The sequence below is a fragment of the Pseudoxanthomonas japonensis genome, assembly GCF_010093445.1.
In the GTDB taxonomy this organism is placed as follows: Bacteria; Pseudomonadota; Gammaproteobacteria; order Xanthomonadales; family Xanthomonadaceae; genus Pseudoxanthomonas_A; species Pseudoxanthomonas_A japonensis.
Genome location: NZ_PDWW01000008.1, coordinates 107,875 through 124,658 on the forward strand (window position 1 = coordinate 107,875; position 16,784 = coordinate 124,658).

Here is a 16,784-nt window from a genome sequence, read left to right on the forward strand (position 1 = left end):
GGGCATGAACAATTCATCGAAATCCGGGCGAGTCAGTGAGGCGGCGGCGCGCTACGCCACCGCCAGCCTGTCCGGCGCCCTGTTCACCACTACCCAGCAGCGCGTGCTGGCCTGCCTGTTCGGCGAATCCGGCCGCAGCTACGCGGTCAACGAGCTGATCCAGGCCACTGGCGCCGGCAGCGGCGCCGTCCAGCGCGAGTTGGCCCGGCTGGCCGGTAGCGGCCTGCTGACCGTCGAGCATGTCGGCAACCAGAAGCGCTACCGCGCCAATCCCGACGCCCCGATCCACGACGAACTGGTCTCCATCGTCCGCAAGACCTTCGGTTTGGCCGAACCGCTGCGCGAAGCACTGGCACCGCTGGCCGACCGCATCCATGCCGCATTCCTCTACGGTTCTATCGCCAAGGGCAGCGACACCGCCCGCAGCGACATCGACCTGATGGTGATCGCGGACGACCTGGCTTATGCCGAGGTGATGCTGGCGCTGCACCCGGTGGCGGAACGGCTGGGCAGGCAGATCAATCCCACCGTCTACGACCGTGACGAGCTGCGCAGCCGGATCGAAGGCGGCAACAGCTTCGTCACCCGTGTACTGGAGCAGCCGCGGCAATGGCTGATCGGGGGCGACGATGACCTCGCCGCTTGAGAAGCTGGCCACCCACAGCGGCCCGCTCAGCGCCGAACCGCCCGACAGGAAGGAAACCGCCGGCCTGCTGCGCTCCGGGCTGGCGCGGCTGGCCGACGCCCACAACGAGGCGCTGTCGCTGGAGAGCCGCTTCGACCTGGCCTACAACGCCGCCCATGCGCTGAGCCTGGCGGCGCTGCGCCGTGCGGGCTTCCGCGCGCGCCACCGCTACATCGTCTTCCAGGTGCTGCCGCACACGCTCGGTCTCGGCCCCGAGGTCTGGCGCGTGCTGGCCAAGGCGCACGACCTGCGCAACCTGGCCGAGTACGAAGGCCACGTCGAGGTGGACCGCCGCCTGGTCAACGACCTGATCGCCGCCTGCGAACGCGTCTCCGACGCGCTGGAACGATGAACGTCGACGCTGCACACGTTCCTGTTACATCGCGGCACTGCAGCGCGAATCCCCGGCAGGCAGCCCCTACAATCCGACGATGCTGAAGATCGACACCCATGCGCATTTCCTGCCCCGCGACTGGCCCGACCTGGCGGCCAAGTACGGCGATGTGCGCTTCCCGGTGATCCACCACGGCGAAGACGGTCGCCACCGCATCTACAAGGACGGTAAGTTCTTCCGCGAGATCTGGCCCAAGACCTGGGATCCGGAAGAACGCATCGCCGACTACGCGCAATTCGGCGTGCAGGTGCAGGTGATCAGCACGGTGCCGGTGATGTTCAGCTACTGGGCCAAACCGCACCACGCCTTGGAATTGCACCAGGCGCTCAACGACCACACCGCCGCGGCCTGCCGCGACTACCCGCGCCACTACGCCGGCATCGGCACGGTGCCGCTGCAGTCGCCGCGCCTGGCCGTGCAGGAGCTCGAACGCTGCATGGACCAGCTGGGCCTGCAGGGCGTGCAGATCGGCAGCCATGTCAACGACTGGAACCTGGACGCACCCGAGCTGTTCGAGTTCTTCCAGGCGGCCAGCGAGTTGGGCGCCGCGATCCTCGTGCATCCGTGGGACATGATGGGCGCTGCGTCGATGCCGAAGTACTGGCTGCCCTGGCTGGTCGGCATGCCCGCCGAACAGTCGCGCGCCGCGTGCAGCCTGATCTTCGGTGGCGTGCTGGAGCGGGTGCCGCAACTGAAGGTCTGCTTCGCGCACGGTGGCGGCAGTTTCCCGTACACCATTGGCCGCATCGAGCACGGCTTCAACATGCGGCCCGACCTCGTCGCCACCGACAACCCGCGCAATCCGCGCGACTACCTGGGCCGCGTGTACTTCGACTCCTGGGTCGCCGATCCGCGCGCCCTGCGCTACCTGCTGGACACGGTAGGCCACGAGCGCGTGATGCTCGGCACCGACTACCCGTTCCCGCTGGGCGAACAGGAACCTGGCGCCGGCATCGCCGCGTTGGGTCTGGACGACGCACAGCAAGCGCGCCTGTACCACGGGACCGCGCTGGAATGGCTGGGCCTGTCCGCCGCGAGGTTCCTGTGACGCCCTACCTGTGGGAGCGACGCAAGTCGCGATCAGCCGCCATCGCTGACGCTTCGTCGCGACTTACGTCGCTCCCACACCCTTTTATCTAGTCCATCGACGCACATGACCGACCCGTTGTCCCGTACCCACATCATCGCCCTCGACGCCGCCGATCCCCTGCGTGCGATGCGTAATGAGTTCCTGATTCCCCGTCACAAGCACAACGACCAGATCTATTTCTGCGGCAACTCGCTGGGCCTGCAGCCGAAGGGCGCACGCGTCCACCTCAACGAGGCCCTGGACAAGTGGGCGAACGAAGCCGTCGAAGGCCACTTCACCGGCAACGCGCAGTGGATGACCTACCACGAGTTGGTGCGCGAGCCGCTGGCGCGCGTGGTCGGTGCCGAACCGGCCGAGGTGGTGGCGATGAACACGCTGACCACCAACCTGCACCTGATGATGGTCAGCTTCTACCGCCCGACCTCCGAGCGGCCGGCGATCCTGATGGAGGCCGGTGCGTTCCCGTCCGACCGTCACGCGATGGAGTCGCAGGTGCGTTTCCATGGCTTCGATCCGGCCACCGACCTGATCGAGGTCGAACCGGACCATCCCGACGGCACGCTGTCGATGGCCGCGATCGAGCGCGCCATCGCCGAGCACGGCCCGCGCTTGGCGCTGGTGCTGTGGCCCGGCATCCAGTACCGCACCGGGCAGGCCTTCGACCTGGCCGAGATCACGCGCCTGGGCCACGCACAGGGCGCCGTCGTCGGCGTCGACCTGGCCCACGCCGTCGGCAACCTGCCGTTGCGCCTGCACGACAGCGGCGTCGATTTCGCGGTGTGGTGCCACTACAAATATCTGAACTCCGGTCCTGGCGCCGTGGCGGGCTGCTTCGTGCATGCACGCCACGCGCATACGGACCGGCCGCGCTTCGCCGGCTGGTGGGGCCACGAGAAGGAAACCCGCTTCCGCATGGCGCCGGAGTTCGTACCCACACCGGGCGCCGAAGGCTGGCAGCTGAGCAACCCGCCGATCCTGGGCCTGGCGCCGCTGCGCGCGTCGCTGGAACTGTTCGAGAAGGCCGGCGGCATGGAGGCGATCCGCGCCAAGTCGCTGAAGATCACCGGCCTGCTCGAGGCGTTGATCCAGGCACGCTTGTCGGATGTTCTGCAGATCATCACGCCGGCCGACGCCGCCCAGCGCGGTGCGCAGCTGTCGTTGCGCGTGATCGGCGGACGCGAGCGCGGGCGCGAATTGTTCGAGTACCTGTTGTCGGTCGGCACCGTGGGCGACTGGCGCGAACCGGACGTGATCCGCATCTCGCCCGCCCCGCTATACAACCGCTACATGGACGTCCACCGCTTCGTCGAGGAAGTCGAGACGTGGCGGGGGTTCTGACGGTGAGCCAGTGATTCGTCGTCCCCGCGAAGGCGGGGACCCAGTGACGTTGTTTCGATTGGATTGCTTATGGAAAAGCAGCCCGCCACTTATATGCTGGCCAGCGGCAGGAATGGCACGTTGTACGTCGGAGTTTCCAGCGATCTCATTGGACGCATCTGGCAACACCGCACGCATGCTGTACCTGGCTTTACAGACCGCTATCGTGCGACCCGGTTGGTATGGTACGAACTACATCCGACCATGGAAGCGGCGATTACACGAGAGAAGCGCATCAAGAAGTGGAATCGTGCATGGAAGATCAGACTGATCGAAGCATCCAATCATTACTGGAACGATCTCTGGCCCTACATCATCGGACAACGCTAAGTCACTGGATCCCCGCCTGCGCGGGGATGACGGGGTATTGAATTGAGCATCGGAGAATTGCGACACATCACCATCATCGGCGCCGGCCTCGCCGGTGCACTGCTGGCCACGCTGATGGCGCGCGCCGGTTGGCGCGTGGACGTGTTCGAGAAGCGCGGCGACCCGCGCGTGCAGGGCTATGCGGGCGGGCGCTCGATCAACCTGGCGCTGACCGAACGCGGTCGCCATGCGCTGCGGATGGCCGACGCCGATGACGCGGTGATGCGGCAGGCGGTGATGATGCGCGGCCGCATGGTGCATGCGCTCGACGGGCGGCTGCAGTTGCAGCGCTACGGTCGCGACGACTCCGAGGTGATCTGGTCGATCCATCGCGGCGATCTGAACATCACGCTGCTGGACCTGGCGCAGAAGGCCGGCGCGACACTCCACTTCGATCGTCGCCTGGATTCCGTGGACTTCGACGGCTCCGTCGCCCGCTTCGCCGATGAGCAAGCCGGCGGTTTCCATGACATCGGATTCGCCGCACTGATCGGGGCCGACGGGGCCGGATCGTCGCTGCGTGGCGCGATGCAACGCGAGGAGAATCTCGGCGAGCGCACCGAGTTCCTGGACCATGCCTACAAGGAACTCGAAATCCCGCCATCCGCCAACGGTGGCTTCATGATGGAGCCGAACGCGCTGCACATCTGGCCGCGTGGGCATTACATGTGCATCGCGTTGCCGAACGATGAACGCACGTTCACGGTGACGCTGTTCCTGCCCAACCAGGGCGACCCCAGTTTCGCCAGCGTGCGCAACGGCAGAGAGGCGAAAGCGCTGTTCCTGCGCGATTTCGCCGATGCCGTGCCGCTGATTCCCGAACTGGAGCAGGACTGGGACGCCAACCCCACCGGCCTGCTCGCCACCCTGTACCTGGACCGTTGGCACCTCGGCGGCCAGGCGGTGCTGCTGGGCGATGCCGCCCACGCGATGGTGCCGTTCCACGGCCAGGGCATGAACTGCGCCTTCGAGGACTGCGTCTCGCTCGCGCGCCACCTGGAGGCAACCGACGACCTGGCCGACGCGTTCGCCGCGTTCGAGGCCGAGCGCAAGCCGAACGCGCTCGCCATCCAGGAGATGGCGCTGGAAAACTACGTGGAGATGCGCGACAAGGTGGACGACAGCGGCTTCCTGCTGCAGCGCGAGCTGGAGCTGGCGCTGCAGCAGCGCCATCCGCAGCGCTTCGTCCCGCATTACACGATGGTCAGCTTCATGCGCATCCCGTACGCGCTGGCGCAGCACCGCAGCCACGTGCAGCGCGACCTGCTGGTGCGGCATACGGCCGGGCGTGCATCGCTCGATGGCGTCGACTGGGCGGCGGTGGATGCGGATGTGCATGCGCAGCTGCCGGTCCTGGAGGAGATCGAGGGGTGAGCGCGAGCTTCCTCTTCTACGATCTCGAGACCTTCGGCGCGGACCCGCGCCGCAGCCGGCTGGCACAGTTCGCGGCGGTACGCACGACGCCGGCCCTCGAAGTGATTGACGAGCCGATCAGCTTCTTCGTGCAGCCAGCGGACGACCTGCTGCCCTCCCCCGTCGCCACCCTGATCACCGGCATCACCCCGCAGCGGGCGGTGGCCGAGGGCGTCAACGAGGCCGAAGCCTTCGCCCGCATCGCCGACGAGATGGGACGGCCAGAGACCTGCACGCTGGGTTACAACAGCCTGCGCTTCGACGACGAGTTCGTGCGCCATGGGCTGTTCCGCAATTTCCACGAACCCTACGAGCGTGAATGGCGCGGCGGCAATTCGCGCTGGGACCTGCTGGACGTGATGCGGCTGATGCATGCGCTGCGGCCGGACGGCATCATCTGGCCCAAGCGCGACGACGGCGCCACCTCGTTCAAGCTGGAACACCTCGCCCTCGCCAACCGCGTGCGCGAGGGCGATGCGCACGAGGCGCTCTCGGACGTGTATGCCACCATCGGCCTGGCACGGCTGATGCGCCAGTCCCAACCGCGGCTTTGGGAGTATGCGTTGCAGCTGCGCGACAAGCGCTTCGCCGCGCGACTGCTCGACACGACGGCCATGCTGCCGGTGCTGCATGTCTCCCAGCGCTATCCCGCGCACCGGCTGTGCGCGGCACCGGTGCTGCCGCTGGCGAGGCATCCCCGCATCGACAACCGCGTCGTCGTATTCGACCTGGACAGCGATCCCACGCCGCTGCTGTCGATGTCGCCGGAGGACATCGCCGACCGTCTCTACACGCCTGCGGCCGATCTTCCCGAAGGCGAGCAACGCATTCCGCTGAAGGAAGTGCATCTGAACCGTGCGCCGGCGCTGGTGGCCTGGTCGCACCTGCGTCCGGCCGACATGGAGCGCCTGGGCATCGATCCGGTACGCAGCGAGCGCCATGCCGCGATCCTGCGCGAAGCCGGGCCCGATCTGGCCGAAACGGTGCGCCGCGTGTTCTCGACCGAGCGGAGTTTCCAGGCGGGCGATGTCGATGGTTCGCTGTACGACGGCTTCCTGGCCGACGCGGACAAGCGCCGCTTCACCGACGTTCGCACCACGCCCCCCGCGCTGCTGGGCGAGCGCGATTTCGGCTTCCGCGATGTGCGGCTGCCGGAACTGCTGTTCCGCTACCGCGCCCGCAACTGGCCCGACACGCTGTCCCACGACGAACGCCAGCGCTGGGACGATTACCGCCGCCAGCGGTTGACGATGGACAACGGCTTGTCGGAGTACAGCTTCGAGACCTTCGATGCCGAGATCGCGCACCTGCGGCAGGCGGAGGCCGGAAACGCCGACCGGCTGGCGCTGCTGGACAGGATCCAGCAGTGGCGCGACGGGATCCAGGCGACCCTGTAAACCGACATCGAGGGCAGCCTTGTCGATGCCATGACACCGGCTTGTCTAGAATGCCGGGCATGGCTACCTACTTCTCCGATGCCAGTTTCAAATTCCTGCGCGGGCTGGCGCGCCACAACGACAAAACCTGGTTCGCCGACCACAAGGCCCAGTACGAAGACCACGTCCGTCAGCCGTTCCTGCGGTTGCTGACCGACCTGCAACCGGACCTGGCCGCGGTCAGCCTGCATTTCCGCGCCGACCCGAAGACCGTCGGCGGCTCGCTGTTCCGCATCTACCGCGATGCGCGTTTCTCCAACGACAAGTCGCCCTACAAGTCGTGGCAGGGCGCGCGTCTGTACCACGAGCGCCACAAGCAGGTGCCGGCACCGTCCTTCTACCTGCACCTGCAGCCGGGCGAGTGCTTCGTCGGCGCCGGCCTGTGGCATCCGGAACCGGACACGCAGCGCCGCGTGCGCCAGTTCATCCTCGACAACCCGGGCAGCTGGAAGAAGGCCGCGCACGATCCGGCCTTCCGGCGCCGCTTCGACTTCGAGGAGAGCGAGAAGCTGGTGCGCCCGCCACGCGGATTTCCCGCCGATTTCGAGTTCATCGAAGACCTGAAGCACCGCAACTTCGTGTTCTGGCGCTCGCTGGACGATGCCACGATGACCGGACCGCGCCTGCGCCAGACGCTGGCCGGCGACCTGAAGACACTGGGACCGTTCGTCGACTACCTGTGCGCCGCGCTGGATCTGGAATTCTGACCCTGGGGACTTACCGATGAAGGGCTCGCCGATGAAGAAGTGGGTTGTGGGTGGTGTTCTGCTGGCGGTGGTACTCGGCCTCTGCGCCTACGTGGTGGCGGGTCCCTACCTGGCCATCCACGGCATCCGCACCGCCCTGGCGGAGCAGGACACGGCCAAGCTCCAGCGGCATGTCGATTTCCCCGCGCTGCGCGTCAACCTGCGCGCGCAGGTGGAGGACTATCTGGCACGGCGTGCCGGCCCGGACGTATCGTCCAACCTGTTCGGCGCCGCGGCGCTCTCGATCGCCAACCAGGTACTCGGACGCGGCGTCGACACCCTGGTCACGCCGATGGGCATCGCCGCCCTCCTGCAGGGCCGCGCAACGTGGAAACGCGCCATCGGCGACACCGTCGGTGGGGACACCTATGCGCCCGCGGTACCGGCCGAGCCGTTGAAGGAAGCCGAGCACCGCTACGAATCGCTGTCGCGCTTCACTGCCACCGTGCATGACGCCGATGGCGATCCGGTCGTCTTCGTCATCACCCGCCAAGGCCTGCGGTGGCGGCTGACGGATATCCGCCTGCCGCTCTGAGCCCGCCCGGATCGCGCTGCCTCACGCGTGTGCGAGTGCCGCGCCGGCCCCTTATCCCGTGGCATCGGGCAACGCCAGCCGGAAAAGATCCGCCACCGTTCTCACCCCGTCGAGGACGGCCGCACGCGCCGCCGCCTCTTCGTCGTCCCGCGGATCGGTATCGCCCCATACCTGGGCCAGCAGGACATTCTTCTTTTCGTAGGTATCGATGCGCGTGTACCCGCTGACCGGCTCGATGCGCTTCGTCCAGCTGCTTTGCCAGTAGAAGTCGTCGCCGTGGGCGAAATGCTCGCAGCGCGGCAGGAAGCGCAGCGGACCCGTCGCCCCTTCCAGCACGTCCAGCCCCTCGGTGATCGTGAACGCGTAGACGCGCTGGCCATCCCGGGCGAACCGGGTGTCGGGCACCAGTTGGAACCGTTCGGCGTCCGCGTCCATGACGCATGCGCCGCGACAGTACACCCGTCCGCCCAGGCGCGCGAAGTGCGGCGACAACACCTGGAAACTGCCGGATGCCGCATGCGCGGCGCGCATCACCCGGATCTTGTTGGGCAACCAGTAGCTCACGTAATGCAGGTGCCGGCCATCATCGACGTAGGCCCAGAAATCCGGCCCTTCCCCACCCTGCCTGACGACACGACTGGTGGGCGCAGGCAGGTCGAGATCGTAGATCTTCTCCTCCATGACGCGCTGGCTTCCCCACTCACGCCTGCGATGTACCAGATGCAGGCGCCCTTCCCGCTCTTCGAGGCACACGGCACACCCCCCATTCAGCGCCCCGCGGAACTGCGAAGCGGCTTGTGCTCAAGCTATCGGGGTGCTCCGCACCGGCCGGACAGGCCGTGCGCGACCGGCATCACGGATTGGCGACGCCGTGGGGAACGTGACCAGCAGCGACGTGGTGACGGGCGCTGTCGATGTTGTGCTGCGAGTCGTCGAAGAAGATGTCGGCGCCGAAGGCTTCCAGGAACGGCCCCTTGTGGCGTCCGCCGAGGAACAGCGCTTCGTCGAGGCGCACGCCCCACTCGCGCAACGTACGGATCACGCGCTCATGCGCAGGTGCCGAGCGCGCGGTGACCAGCGCGGTGCGGATCGGCGAGCGCTCGTCCGCCGGGAACACCTGCTGCAACTGGTGCAGGGCCGACAGGAAGTTGCGGAACGGGCCGCCGGACAGAGGCTCGCGCGCGCGCTCCTGCTCATGCCTGCCGAACGCCTCCACGCCCTGTTCGCGCGAGATGCGTTCGCTCTCGTCGCCGAAGATCACCGCATCGCCGTCGAAGGCGATACGCAACTGGTGCTCGTGACGCAGCTGCGGTGCGCCGGCAGGCAGGATGGTCGCCGCCGCAATGCCGTGCTCCAGCGAGCGACGCACCGAGTCGGGATTGGCCGACAGGAACAGGTCGGTGCCGAACGGCTTCACGTAGGGCCAGGTCGGCTCGCCCGCGGTGAACGTGGCACGCACGATGCCCAGCCCGTAGTGCTGGATCGAATTGAAGATGCGCAGGCCGGTGTCGGCCGAATTGCGCGACAGCAGGATCACCTCAACCCTGGGCGCTTCGGACGATGCGCCTGCATTGAGTGCCAGCAGCTTGCGCACCACCGGATAGGCGATGCCCGGCGCCAGCACGTCGTCCTCGTGCGTGCGCTGGAAATCGGCATAGGCCTGTACGCCTTCGCGCTCGTAAAGCGCGTGGCTTTCTTCCAGATCGAACAGGGCGCGCGAGGTGACGGCGACGGTCAGCAGGCGGGGGGTGTTGTCGGCCATGGGCACAGTATCGGCGATCCATGGCGCAGGAGGCGAGACAGCCGGCTAGCTTCCCGGCGCCGCGGCGATGCGCAGCTGCGTGGGCGGTCCGCGGCGGTTGTCCGCGGTCACCGCGCGCACTTCCACCATCAGGTCGATGGGGGCCTGCTGCGCAGGAGGCCCATCACGCCAGAGGAATACGAACTCGCTGCGCTTGCCGTCCACGGACCCGACCACCGGTGCGGACGGGAAGATCGCGAGGGCATCCTCGCCCACCACGCGGAACTCGAATCCCAGGTCGCGGATCTTGTAGTCCGTGCCACGCGGCCACTCCACGCGCACCGTCAGCAGACCGCTGGCGTCGCAGGATGCGCGTCCGTCCACGCCCCGGGTCAGGCTGACCACTTCGACCACCGGCGGCTTCAGGCCGGCATCGTCCATGGCCGTCGTCGCCTGGCCCTTGGCGAACGGGGTAACGCCGGTCGACAGGTTGCAGGCGACCGCGTCGGACACGGCCAACAGGGCGCATAGCGCCACCGCGCACTTCAATGGCATCGGGACCCCTCCCCGGGTGGATGCGAACCGAACCGCTACGGGGCGCTGGATAACATGCGTGACATGACGGGGCAAGCCGCAGCGCGGCGAAACCGCACTGTCTCCCGGGACATGACCACTCAGGTCATGAACTGTTCGCTGAGGATGCGCTCTTCGAGATTGTGTTCGCGATCGAACAGCAGGGTGACCGTGCGGTCGCGCGACTCGCGGATGGTCACCTCGACCACGTCGCGCACTTCGTGCGAGTCCGCCGTGGCGCTGACCGGACGCTTGTACGGGTCGAGCACACGGAACCGCACTTCGGTATCGGCCTTCAGGATGGCGCCCCGCCAGCGGCGCGGACGGAACGGCGCGATCGGTGTCAGCGCGATGGTGTGCGAACCCAGCGGCAGGATGGGACCGTGCGCGGAGAAGTTGTACGCGGTGCTGCCCGCGGGCGTGGCCGTCAGCACGCCGTCGCAGATCAGTTCGTCCAGGCGTGTCTCGCCGTTGAGGTCGATGCAGATGTGTGCCGCCTGCCGCGTCTGCCGCAGCAGGGAGACTTCGTTGTAGGCCAGCGACGAGGTCGAGGTACCGGATTCGGTCATCGCCTGCATCTCCAGCGGCCGCAGCTTGGCGGGTTCGGCGGCGGCGATGCGCTCAACGAGGTCATCGGAGCGGTAGTGGTTCATCAGGAATCCGACCGTGCCCAGCTTCATGCCGAACACCGGCTTGCCTAGCGCCCCATGGCGATGCAGCGTCTGCAGCATGAAGCCGTCGCCCCCCAGTGCGCACAGCACGTCGGCCTGGTCGGGCGCATGCGCGCCGTGTTCGCGCTGCAGCGTCGCCAGCGCCTCCTGCGCCTCTGGCGTGGGGCTGGCGAGAAAGGCGATGCGGGGGTCGGACATCCGATACTCCATCGTCGGGCCTGCACAGCGTACAGAAAAAAACGCCGGGAGCGCTTTTCGCCAGTGCGCAGCGTTGGCCCAACGGATTGCTGCCATGGAGGGCGGACACAAAAAAGGCGGCCCGAAGGCCGCCCCGTTTCCATTGCGAGTGAGCGAACCTCAGCCCTGGGACGCCAACTGCCCGAGACGCTGCACCGCGACCGATGCCGTCGGATAGTCCAGCGTCTTCTGCGCCGCCAGCTCGTTGAGCATGCTGAGCGTGAAGCGCAGGCCGGCGTCATCGCGGCCCAGCCACGCCTTGACCTTGGCATCGGCGTTGCCACCCGGCAGCGAGAGCACCTGGTTGGCCAGCGTGCGCTGGTGCGCGGCGAGTTCGTCGCGCAGCACGCCACGGGCCACCGCATGCCAGCGCCCGTCGACCTTGAGGGCCTCGATCTGGTCCTGCAGCCACGGCAGGTGCAGGGCCTCGCCCAGGCGGTAGTGGACCTTCGACACCTCGACCGGCTTGAGCTTGCGCGCACGCGCCAGTTCGATGATGTCGCAGGACGGCTCCAGGTACGGCAGCGCGGCGATCTGGCCGGCCAGCGCGGGCGGCAGGCCCTTGTCCTTCCACGCCTGCAGGCTGGCGTTGTACGCCGGACGCAGCGAATCCGGCAGCACGCCGTCGGCGGCGCGGATCTCGTTGAAGCCGTCGTGGTAGCGCTCCACGGCCGTGGCGATCGCCGGGATCGGCCCCTGGCGGGTCAGCAGCCAGCGGGTGAAGTTGCGCTGCACCTGCCAGATGACCTGCAGGGCATCGATCTGCACGGACTCCGGCACCTGGCCATCCAGCGCGTCGATCTGGTTCCACAGCGCCCGTGCATCCAGTGTTTCGCGGGTGATGGTGAACGCCTTCGCGACTTCCGCCGGCGAGCGGCCGGTGTCTTCCTGCATGCGCAGCAGGAAGGTGGCGCCCATGCGGTTGATGGTGGTGTTGGTGACCGCCGTGGCGATGATCTCGCGCTTCAGGCGGTGCTTCTCCATTTCCGAGGCGTACTTCTTCTGCAGCGGCAGCGGGAAGTAGCGCTGCAGTTCCTTGGACAGGTACGGATCCTCGGGGATGTCGGATTCCAGCAGCTGCTGGAACGCGACCAGCTTGGAGTACGACAGCAGCACCGATAGCTCCGGACGGGTCAGGCCCTGGCCGCGCGCCTTGCGCTCGGCCAGTTCCGCGTCGGACGGGAGGAACTCGATCTGCCGGTCCAGCAGGCCCTGCGACTCCAGCGTCTGGATGAAGTGCTGCTTGGAACCCAGGCGCGTCACGCTCATGCGCTCCATCAGGCTGATGGCCTGGTTCTGGCGGTAGTTGTCCCACAGCACCAGGTCGGCCACTTCGCCCGTCATGTCCGCGAGCAGCTTGTTGCGGGCGTCCATCGACAGCTTCTTCGCCTGCACCACGCCATTGAGCAGGATCTTGATGTTCACCTCGTGGTCGGAGGTATCCACGCCGGCGGAGTTGTCGATGAAGTCGGTGTTGAGCAGCACGCCATGCTGCGCGGCTTCGATGCGCCCCAACTGGGTCAGGCCCAGGTTGCCGCCCTCGCCCACCACCCGGCAGCGCAGGTCGCGGCCGTCGACGCGCAGGCCGTTGTTGGCGCGGTCGCCGACGTCGGCATGCGTTTCGCTCGCTGCCTTGACGTAGGTGCCGATGCCGCCGTTCCACAGCAGGTCGACCGGCGCCTTCAGGATGGCGCTCATCAGCTCGTTGGGCGTCATCGATTTCACGCCGTCGGCGATGCCGAGCGCGGCGCGCACTTCCGGGGTGATCTCGATGGACTTGGCGCTGCGCGGATGGATGCCGCCACCCTTCGAGATCAGCTTGGCATCGTAGTCGGCCCAGCTGGAGCGCGGCACCTTGAACATGCGGTCGCGTTCCTTGAACGACTTCGCCGCATCCGGATTCGGGTCCAGGAAGATATGGCGGTGGTCGAACGCGGCCAGCAGGCGGATGTGCTCGGAAAGCAGCATGCCGTTGCCGAACACGTCGCCGGACATGTCGCCGATGCCGACGCAGGTGAAGTCCTCGGTCTGGCTGTCGCGGTTCATCGCGCGGAAATGGCGCTTGACCGACTCCCATGCGCCACGCGCGGTGATGCCCATGCCCTTGTGGTCGTAGCCGACCGAACCGCCGGAGGCGAACGCGTCACCCATCCAGAAGCCATGCGCGATGGCCAGCCCGTTGGCGATGTCGGAGAACGTCGCCGTGCCCTTGTCGGCAGCGACGACCAGGTACGGGTCGTCCTGGTCGTGGCGCACCACGTCCACCGGCGGCACGATCCTGTTGCCGACGATGTTGTCGGTGATGTCCAGCAGGCCCTGGATGAAGAGCTTGTAACAGGCGATGCCTTCGGCCAGCACGGCATCGCGGTCGCCGCCCACCGGCGGACGCTTGACGAAGAAGCCGCCCTTCGCGCCGACCGGCACGATGACGGTGTTCTTCACCATCTGCGCCTTCACCAGGCCCAGCACCTCGGTGCGGAAGTCCTCGCGGCGGTCGGACCAGCGCAGGCCGCCACGGGCCACCGGCCCGAAGCGCAGGTGCACGCCCTCCACACGCGGGCCGTAGACGAAGATCTCGCGGTACGGACGCGGCTTCGGCAGGTCCGGGACCTTGGCCGAATCGAACTTGAAGCTGATCGTGTGCGCCGGCTTTCCGTCCTTGCCGACCTGGTAGAAGCTGGTGCGCAGCGTGGCTTCGATCGCGCCCATGAAGCCGCGCAGGATGCGGTCTTCGTCCAGGCTGGAGACGCGGTCCATCAGCTTGAGCAGTGCCTGGTGCGCCGCCTCGGCCTGCTGTTCGCGCTTGCCGCCTCGGGCATCGACCAGCGCGGCGAGCGTCTTCTGCGCGGCCTCGTCGTTGCCGGCGAGCGGCTTCAGCTGTGCGGCGAAGCGCTCCTGGCCCTCCTTGACCTGCGCCTTGCTCTCGCTGCCGGTCGCCGGATCGAAGCGGGCTTCGAACAGTTCCACCAGCAGGCGCGCCAGCAGCGGATAGCGGTTGAGGGTTTCCTCGACATAGCTTTGCGAGAACGGCACGCCGGTCTGCAGCAGGTACTTGCAGTAGCCGCGCAGCAGCGCGACCTGGCGCCAGGCCAGGCCGGCGCAGAGCACCAGCTTGTTGAAGCCGTCGTTCTCGGCGTCGCCGTGCCACACGCGGGCGAAGGCATCCTCGAACATCGGCGCCAGCCGCTCGACGTCCACGTCGCCGCCCACCGGCTCGACCTCGAACTCCTGGATATAGCGCGCGCCCTGGGCGGTCTCCAGGCGGAACGGGTGCTCCGAGATCACGCGCAGGCCCATGTTCTCCATCAGCGGCAGCGCGTCGGACAGCGGGATGTCGGTCTCCTGCCGGTACAGGTTCAGGCGCAGGCGGCCCTGGCCAGGACGCTTGCGACGCGACTCGTGCAGGCTCAGGCGCAGGTCGTCGGCACCGGACAGTGCGGCCAGGTGTTCGACATCGCGCGCGGCGCCTTCCGGCGACACGACTTCGATGTAACCCGCCGGCAGCGCACGGCCATAACCGCCGGCCAGCAGCAGGCCCTTCGACTCGCCGTGCCGTCCGATCAGGGTTTCGCGCAGGTCGTCCTGCCAGTTGCGCAGCAGGTGGGCGATGTCGGCTTCCAGCGCGGACGTGTCGACCTCGACCTGCTCGCCGGCCTTCGGTCGGATGGTGATGTGCAGCTGGGCCAGCGGCGATTCGCCGAGCAGCACGCTGCTGTCGACGTACTCGCCACGCATGGCGTCCTTCAGCAGCGACTCAATGCGCAGGCGCACGTCGGTGTTGAAGCGCTCGCGCGGGATGTAGACCAGCGCCGAATAGAACCGGCCGTAACGGTCGCGGCGCAGGAACAGCTTGCTGCGCACGCGCTCCTGCAGGCCCAAGATGCCCATCGAGGTGCGGAACAGCTCCTCGTCGCTGGACTGGAACAGTTCCTCGCGCGGTAGAGTCTCCAGGATGTGGCGCAGCGCCTTGCCGCTGTGGCCGCTGGGCGACAGGCCGGACTTCTGCATGACGTATTCGTGGCGCTCGCGCACCAGCGGGATTTCCCACGGGCGGCGGTTGTAGGCGCTGGAGGTGTACAGGCCGATGAAGCGCTGCTCGGCGATCGGATTGCCCTGCGCGTCGAACTCCAGCACGCCGATGTAGTCCATGTTGCCCGGGCGGTGCACGGTGGAGCGGCGGTTGGTCTTGGTGAGGATCAGCGCATCGACCGAGCCGCCCTGCGGCAGGTAGTGCGCCGCCAGCGTCTTGATGTTGCGCGGCGGGGTAGTGTCGCCCTCGCGCAGCAGGCCGAGGCCGCTGTCCTCGACGGCGGCGAGGATGCCGGTGCTCTTCTCGACGCGGTATTCGCGGTAGCCGAAGAAGGTGAAGTGGTCGGCGGCGGCCCAGCGAAGGAACTCCTGCGCCTCGCGCCGACCGTCATCGTCCACCGGCATGCGGCGGGTGGCCATGTCGTCGGCCAGCGCCAGCATCTTCTCGCGCATGCTGGACCAGTCGCGCACGATGGCGCGCACTTCGTCCAGCACGGTGCGGATGCGCTTCTCGACCTGCGCCATCTCCTCCGGCGGCAGGCGGTCGATCTCCAGCAGCATCAACGACTCGTGCTTGCCCTCGCCCACCGCGGAAACCTTGCCGGCCTTGTCGCGGGTGAAGCGGACCAGCGGGTGGCCCAGCACGTGCACGCCCACGCCCATCTCGGCCAGCGCCATGCTCACCGAATCGACCAGGAACGGCATGTCGTCGTTGACAATCTGCAGCACGGTGTGGGGCGATTCCCAGCCGTGCGTCTTCTGCGACGCATTGAAGATGCGCACGTTGGCGGTACCGGGCTTGCGGGTACGCGCGAACGCCAGTGTGTCGGCCGCGATCGCGGCCCAGCCATCGGCGCTGTGGTGCGGATACTCGTCCTCTTCCATGCGCTTGTAGAACGCGTCGGCGAACGTACGCGCTTCTTCCTGCGCGGTGGCGCCGGCGACACGCTTGCGAATCGCATCGAGGATGGGCGACAGCGAGAACGCGTCGCCCGACTTCGCCACTGCCTTGCCCTGCTCCCCCGCGGCCTTCGCCGCCTTCACCGGTCGGGCAGCCACCTTCTTGGTGGGCGTCGCCTTGGGGCTCACTGACTTCGTGGCCTTTGCGGCTTCCGGTTTGGACGTCTTTTTCGAGGCTTTTTTGGGGCTGCGTGCAGCGTTCATGCAGAGAATGACTCAACAAGTGGTAGTCGAATGGTCATTGTATCTCCGGGCGCCATGACAAAACTTGCTGCGAGGCGTCATAAGCGCGGCTTGCAATCGCACGCAGGATTCTCCGGCGCACGCCAGGCGGAGCAGATGGTTGTGTGCCGCTCGGCGGATCGACGAGAACGGCACCCACGTTCGGCAGTGCGCGGATGCGTGCTGCGCATCGTCACGCATTCTTTACAAGACCTGTCGCCGTTCTGTGCACGGAAATACCGGGCTTTCAAGCCTGTCAAAATTCTGAACTGGACGGTATAGTCTAGCCCCGATGCGCCCCTCCCC

General features: G+C 67.2%; 14 protein-coding genes. 9 read left to right on the plus strand and 5 right to left on the minus strand.

The window, feature by feature from the left end; translation table 11 throughout:
• The first annotated feature begins 4 nt into the window (after nucleotides 1-4).
• The 9 genes from CSC78_RS08180 (at nucleotide 5) to CSC78_RS08220 (ending at nucleotide 8,045) form a co-directional block, all read left to right on the plus strand.
• Nucleotides 5-646: a nucleotidyltransferase domain-containing protein gene (locus CSC78_RS08180; protein WP_162337416.1), complete on the plus strand. Its 642-nt coding sequence runs from the start codon at nucleotides 5-7 to the stop codon at nucleotides 644-646.
• Nucleotides 630-1,037 (plus strand): hypothetical protein, encoded by a 408-nt coding sequence (locus CSC78_RS08185; protein WP_162337417.1) that lies wholly within the window; start codon nucleotides 630-632, stop codon nucleotides 1,035-1,037. Before CSC78_RS08180 ends, CSC78_RS08185 begins: the two co-directional genes overlap by 17 nt.
• Nucleotides 1,038-1,116: 79 nt before the next feature.
• Complete coding sequence (locus tag CSC78_RS08190; RefSeq protein ID WP_162337418.1) at nucleotides 1,117-2,127, plus strand: amidohydrolase family protein; 1,011 nt, start codon at nucleotides 1,117-1,119, stop codon at nucleotides 2,125-2,127.
• Nucleotides 2,128-2,232: 105 nt separating this feature from the next.
• Nucleotides 2,233-3,507, plus strand: a complete 1,275-nt coding sequence (kynU, locus tag CSC78_RS08195; protein ID WP_162337419.1) for a kynureninase — start codon at nucleotides 2,233-2,235, stop codon at nucleotides 3,505-3,507.
• Nucleotides 3,508-3,576: 69 nt separating this feature from the next.
• A complete protein-coding gene (locus tag CSC78_RS08200) occupies nucleotides 3,577-3,876 on the plus strand; it encodes a GIY-YIG nuclease family protein (protein ID WP_162337420.1) in 300 nt (99 codons plus the stop codon).
• A 57-nt stretch (nucleotides 3,877-3,933) separates the two neighbouring features.
• The gene (locus CSC78_RS08205; RefSeq protein ID WP_379609123.1) at nucleotides 3,934-5,289 is read left to right on the plus strand and encodes an FAD-dependent oxidoreductase; all 1,356 of its coding nucleotides are present in this window, start codon (nucleotides 3,934-3,936) and stop codon (nucleotides 5,287-5,289) included.
• Nucleotides 5,286-6,725, plus strand: coding sequence for an exodeoxyribonuclease I (sbcB, locus tag CSC78_RS08210; protein ID WP_162337422.1), 1,440 nt, complete (start codon nucleotides 5,286-5,288; stop codon nucleotides 6,723-6,725). The genes CSC78_RS08205 and sbcB overlap by 4 nt, the downstream gene beginning before the upstream one ends.
• A gap of 59 nt (nucleotides 6,726-6,784) precedes the next feature.
• Nucleotides 6,785-7,471, plus strand: a complete 687-nt coding sequence (locus CSC78_RS08215; RefSeq protein WP_162337423.1) for a DUF2461 domain-containing protein — start codon at nucleotides 6,785-6,787, stop codon at nucleotides 7,469-7,471.
• 31 nt (nucleotides 7,472-7,502) lie between these two features.
• The gene (locus CSC78_RS08220) at nucleotides 7,503-8,045 is read left to right on the plus strand and encodes a DUF2939 domain-containing protein (RefSeq protein ID WP_162337424.1); all 543 of its coding nucleotides are present in this window, start codon (nucleotides 7,503-7,505) and stop codon (nucleotides 8,043-8,045) included.
• Nucleotides 8,046-8,096: 51 nt separating this feature from the next.
• Here CSC78_RS08220 and CSC78_RS08225 read toward each other — a convergent pair whose 3' ends face one another.
• The 5 genes from CSC78_RS08225 to CSC78_RS08245 all read right to left on the minus strand — a co-directional run bounded on the left by CSC78_RS08225 (nucleotide 8,097) and on the right by CSC78_RS08245 (nucleotide 16,460).
• On the minus strand, nucleotides 8,097-8,726 hold the full coding sequence (locus tag CSC78_RS08225) for a DKNYY domain-containing protein (protein WP_162337425.1): 630 nt from the start codon (nucleotides 8,724-8,726) through the stop codon (nucleotides 8,097-8,099).
• A gap of 172 nt (nucleotides 8,727-8,898) precedes the next feature.
• The gene (locus tag CSC78_RS08230) at nucleotides 8,899-9,807 is read right to left on the minus strand and encodes a 5'-nucleotidase (RefSeq protein WP_162337426.1); all 909 of its coding nucleotides are present in this window, start codon (nucleotides 9,805-9,807) and stop codon (nucleotides 8,899-8,901) included.
• A 45-nt stretch (nucleotides 9,808-9,852) separates the two neighbouring features.
• Nucleotides 9,853-10,341 carry a hypothetical protein gene (locus CSC78_RS08235; protein ID WP_162337427.1) on the minus strand — a complete coding sequence of 163 codons (489 nt, stop codon included), beginning with the start codon at nucleotides 10,339-10,341 and terminating at the stop codon, nucleotides 9,853-9,855.
• A 119-nt stretch (nucleotides 10,342-10,460) separates the two neighbouring features.
• Nucleotides 10,461-11,228, minus strand: coding sequence for an NAD kinase (locus CSC78_RS08240; RefSeq protein ID WP_162337428.1), 768 nt, complete (start codon nucleotides 11,226-11,228; stop codon nucleotides 10,461-10,463).
• Nucleotides 11,229-11,387: 159 nt separating this feature from the next.
• Entirely contained in the window at nucleotides 11,388-16,460 is a 5,073-nt protein-coding gene (locus tag CSC78_RS08245; protein WP_162337429.1) for an NAD-glutamate dehydrogenase domain-containing protein, read from the minus strand.
• Nucleotides 16,461-16,784: the final 324 nt, after the last annotated feature.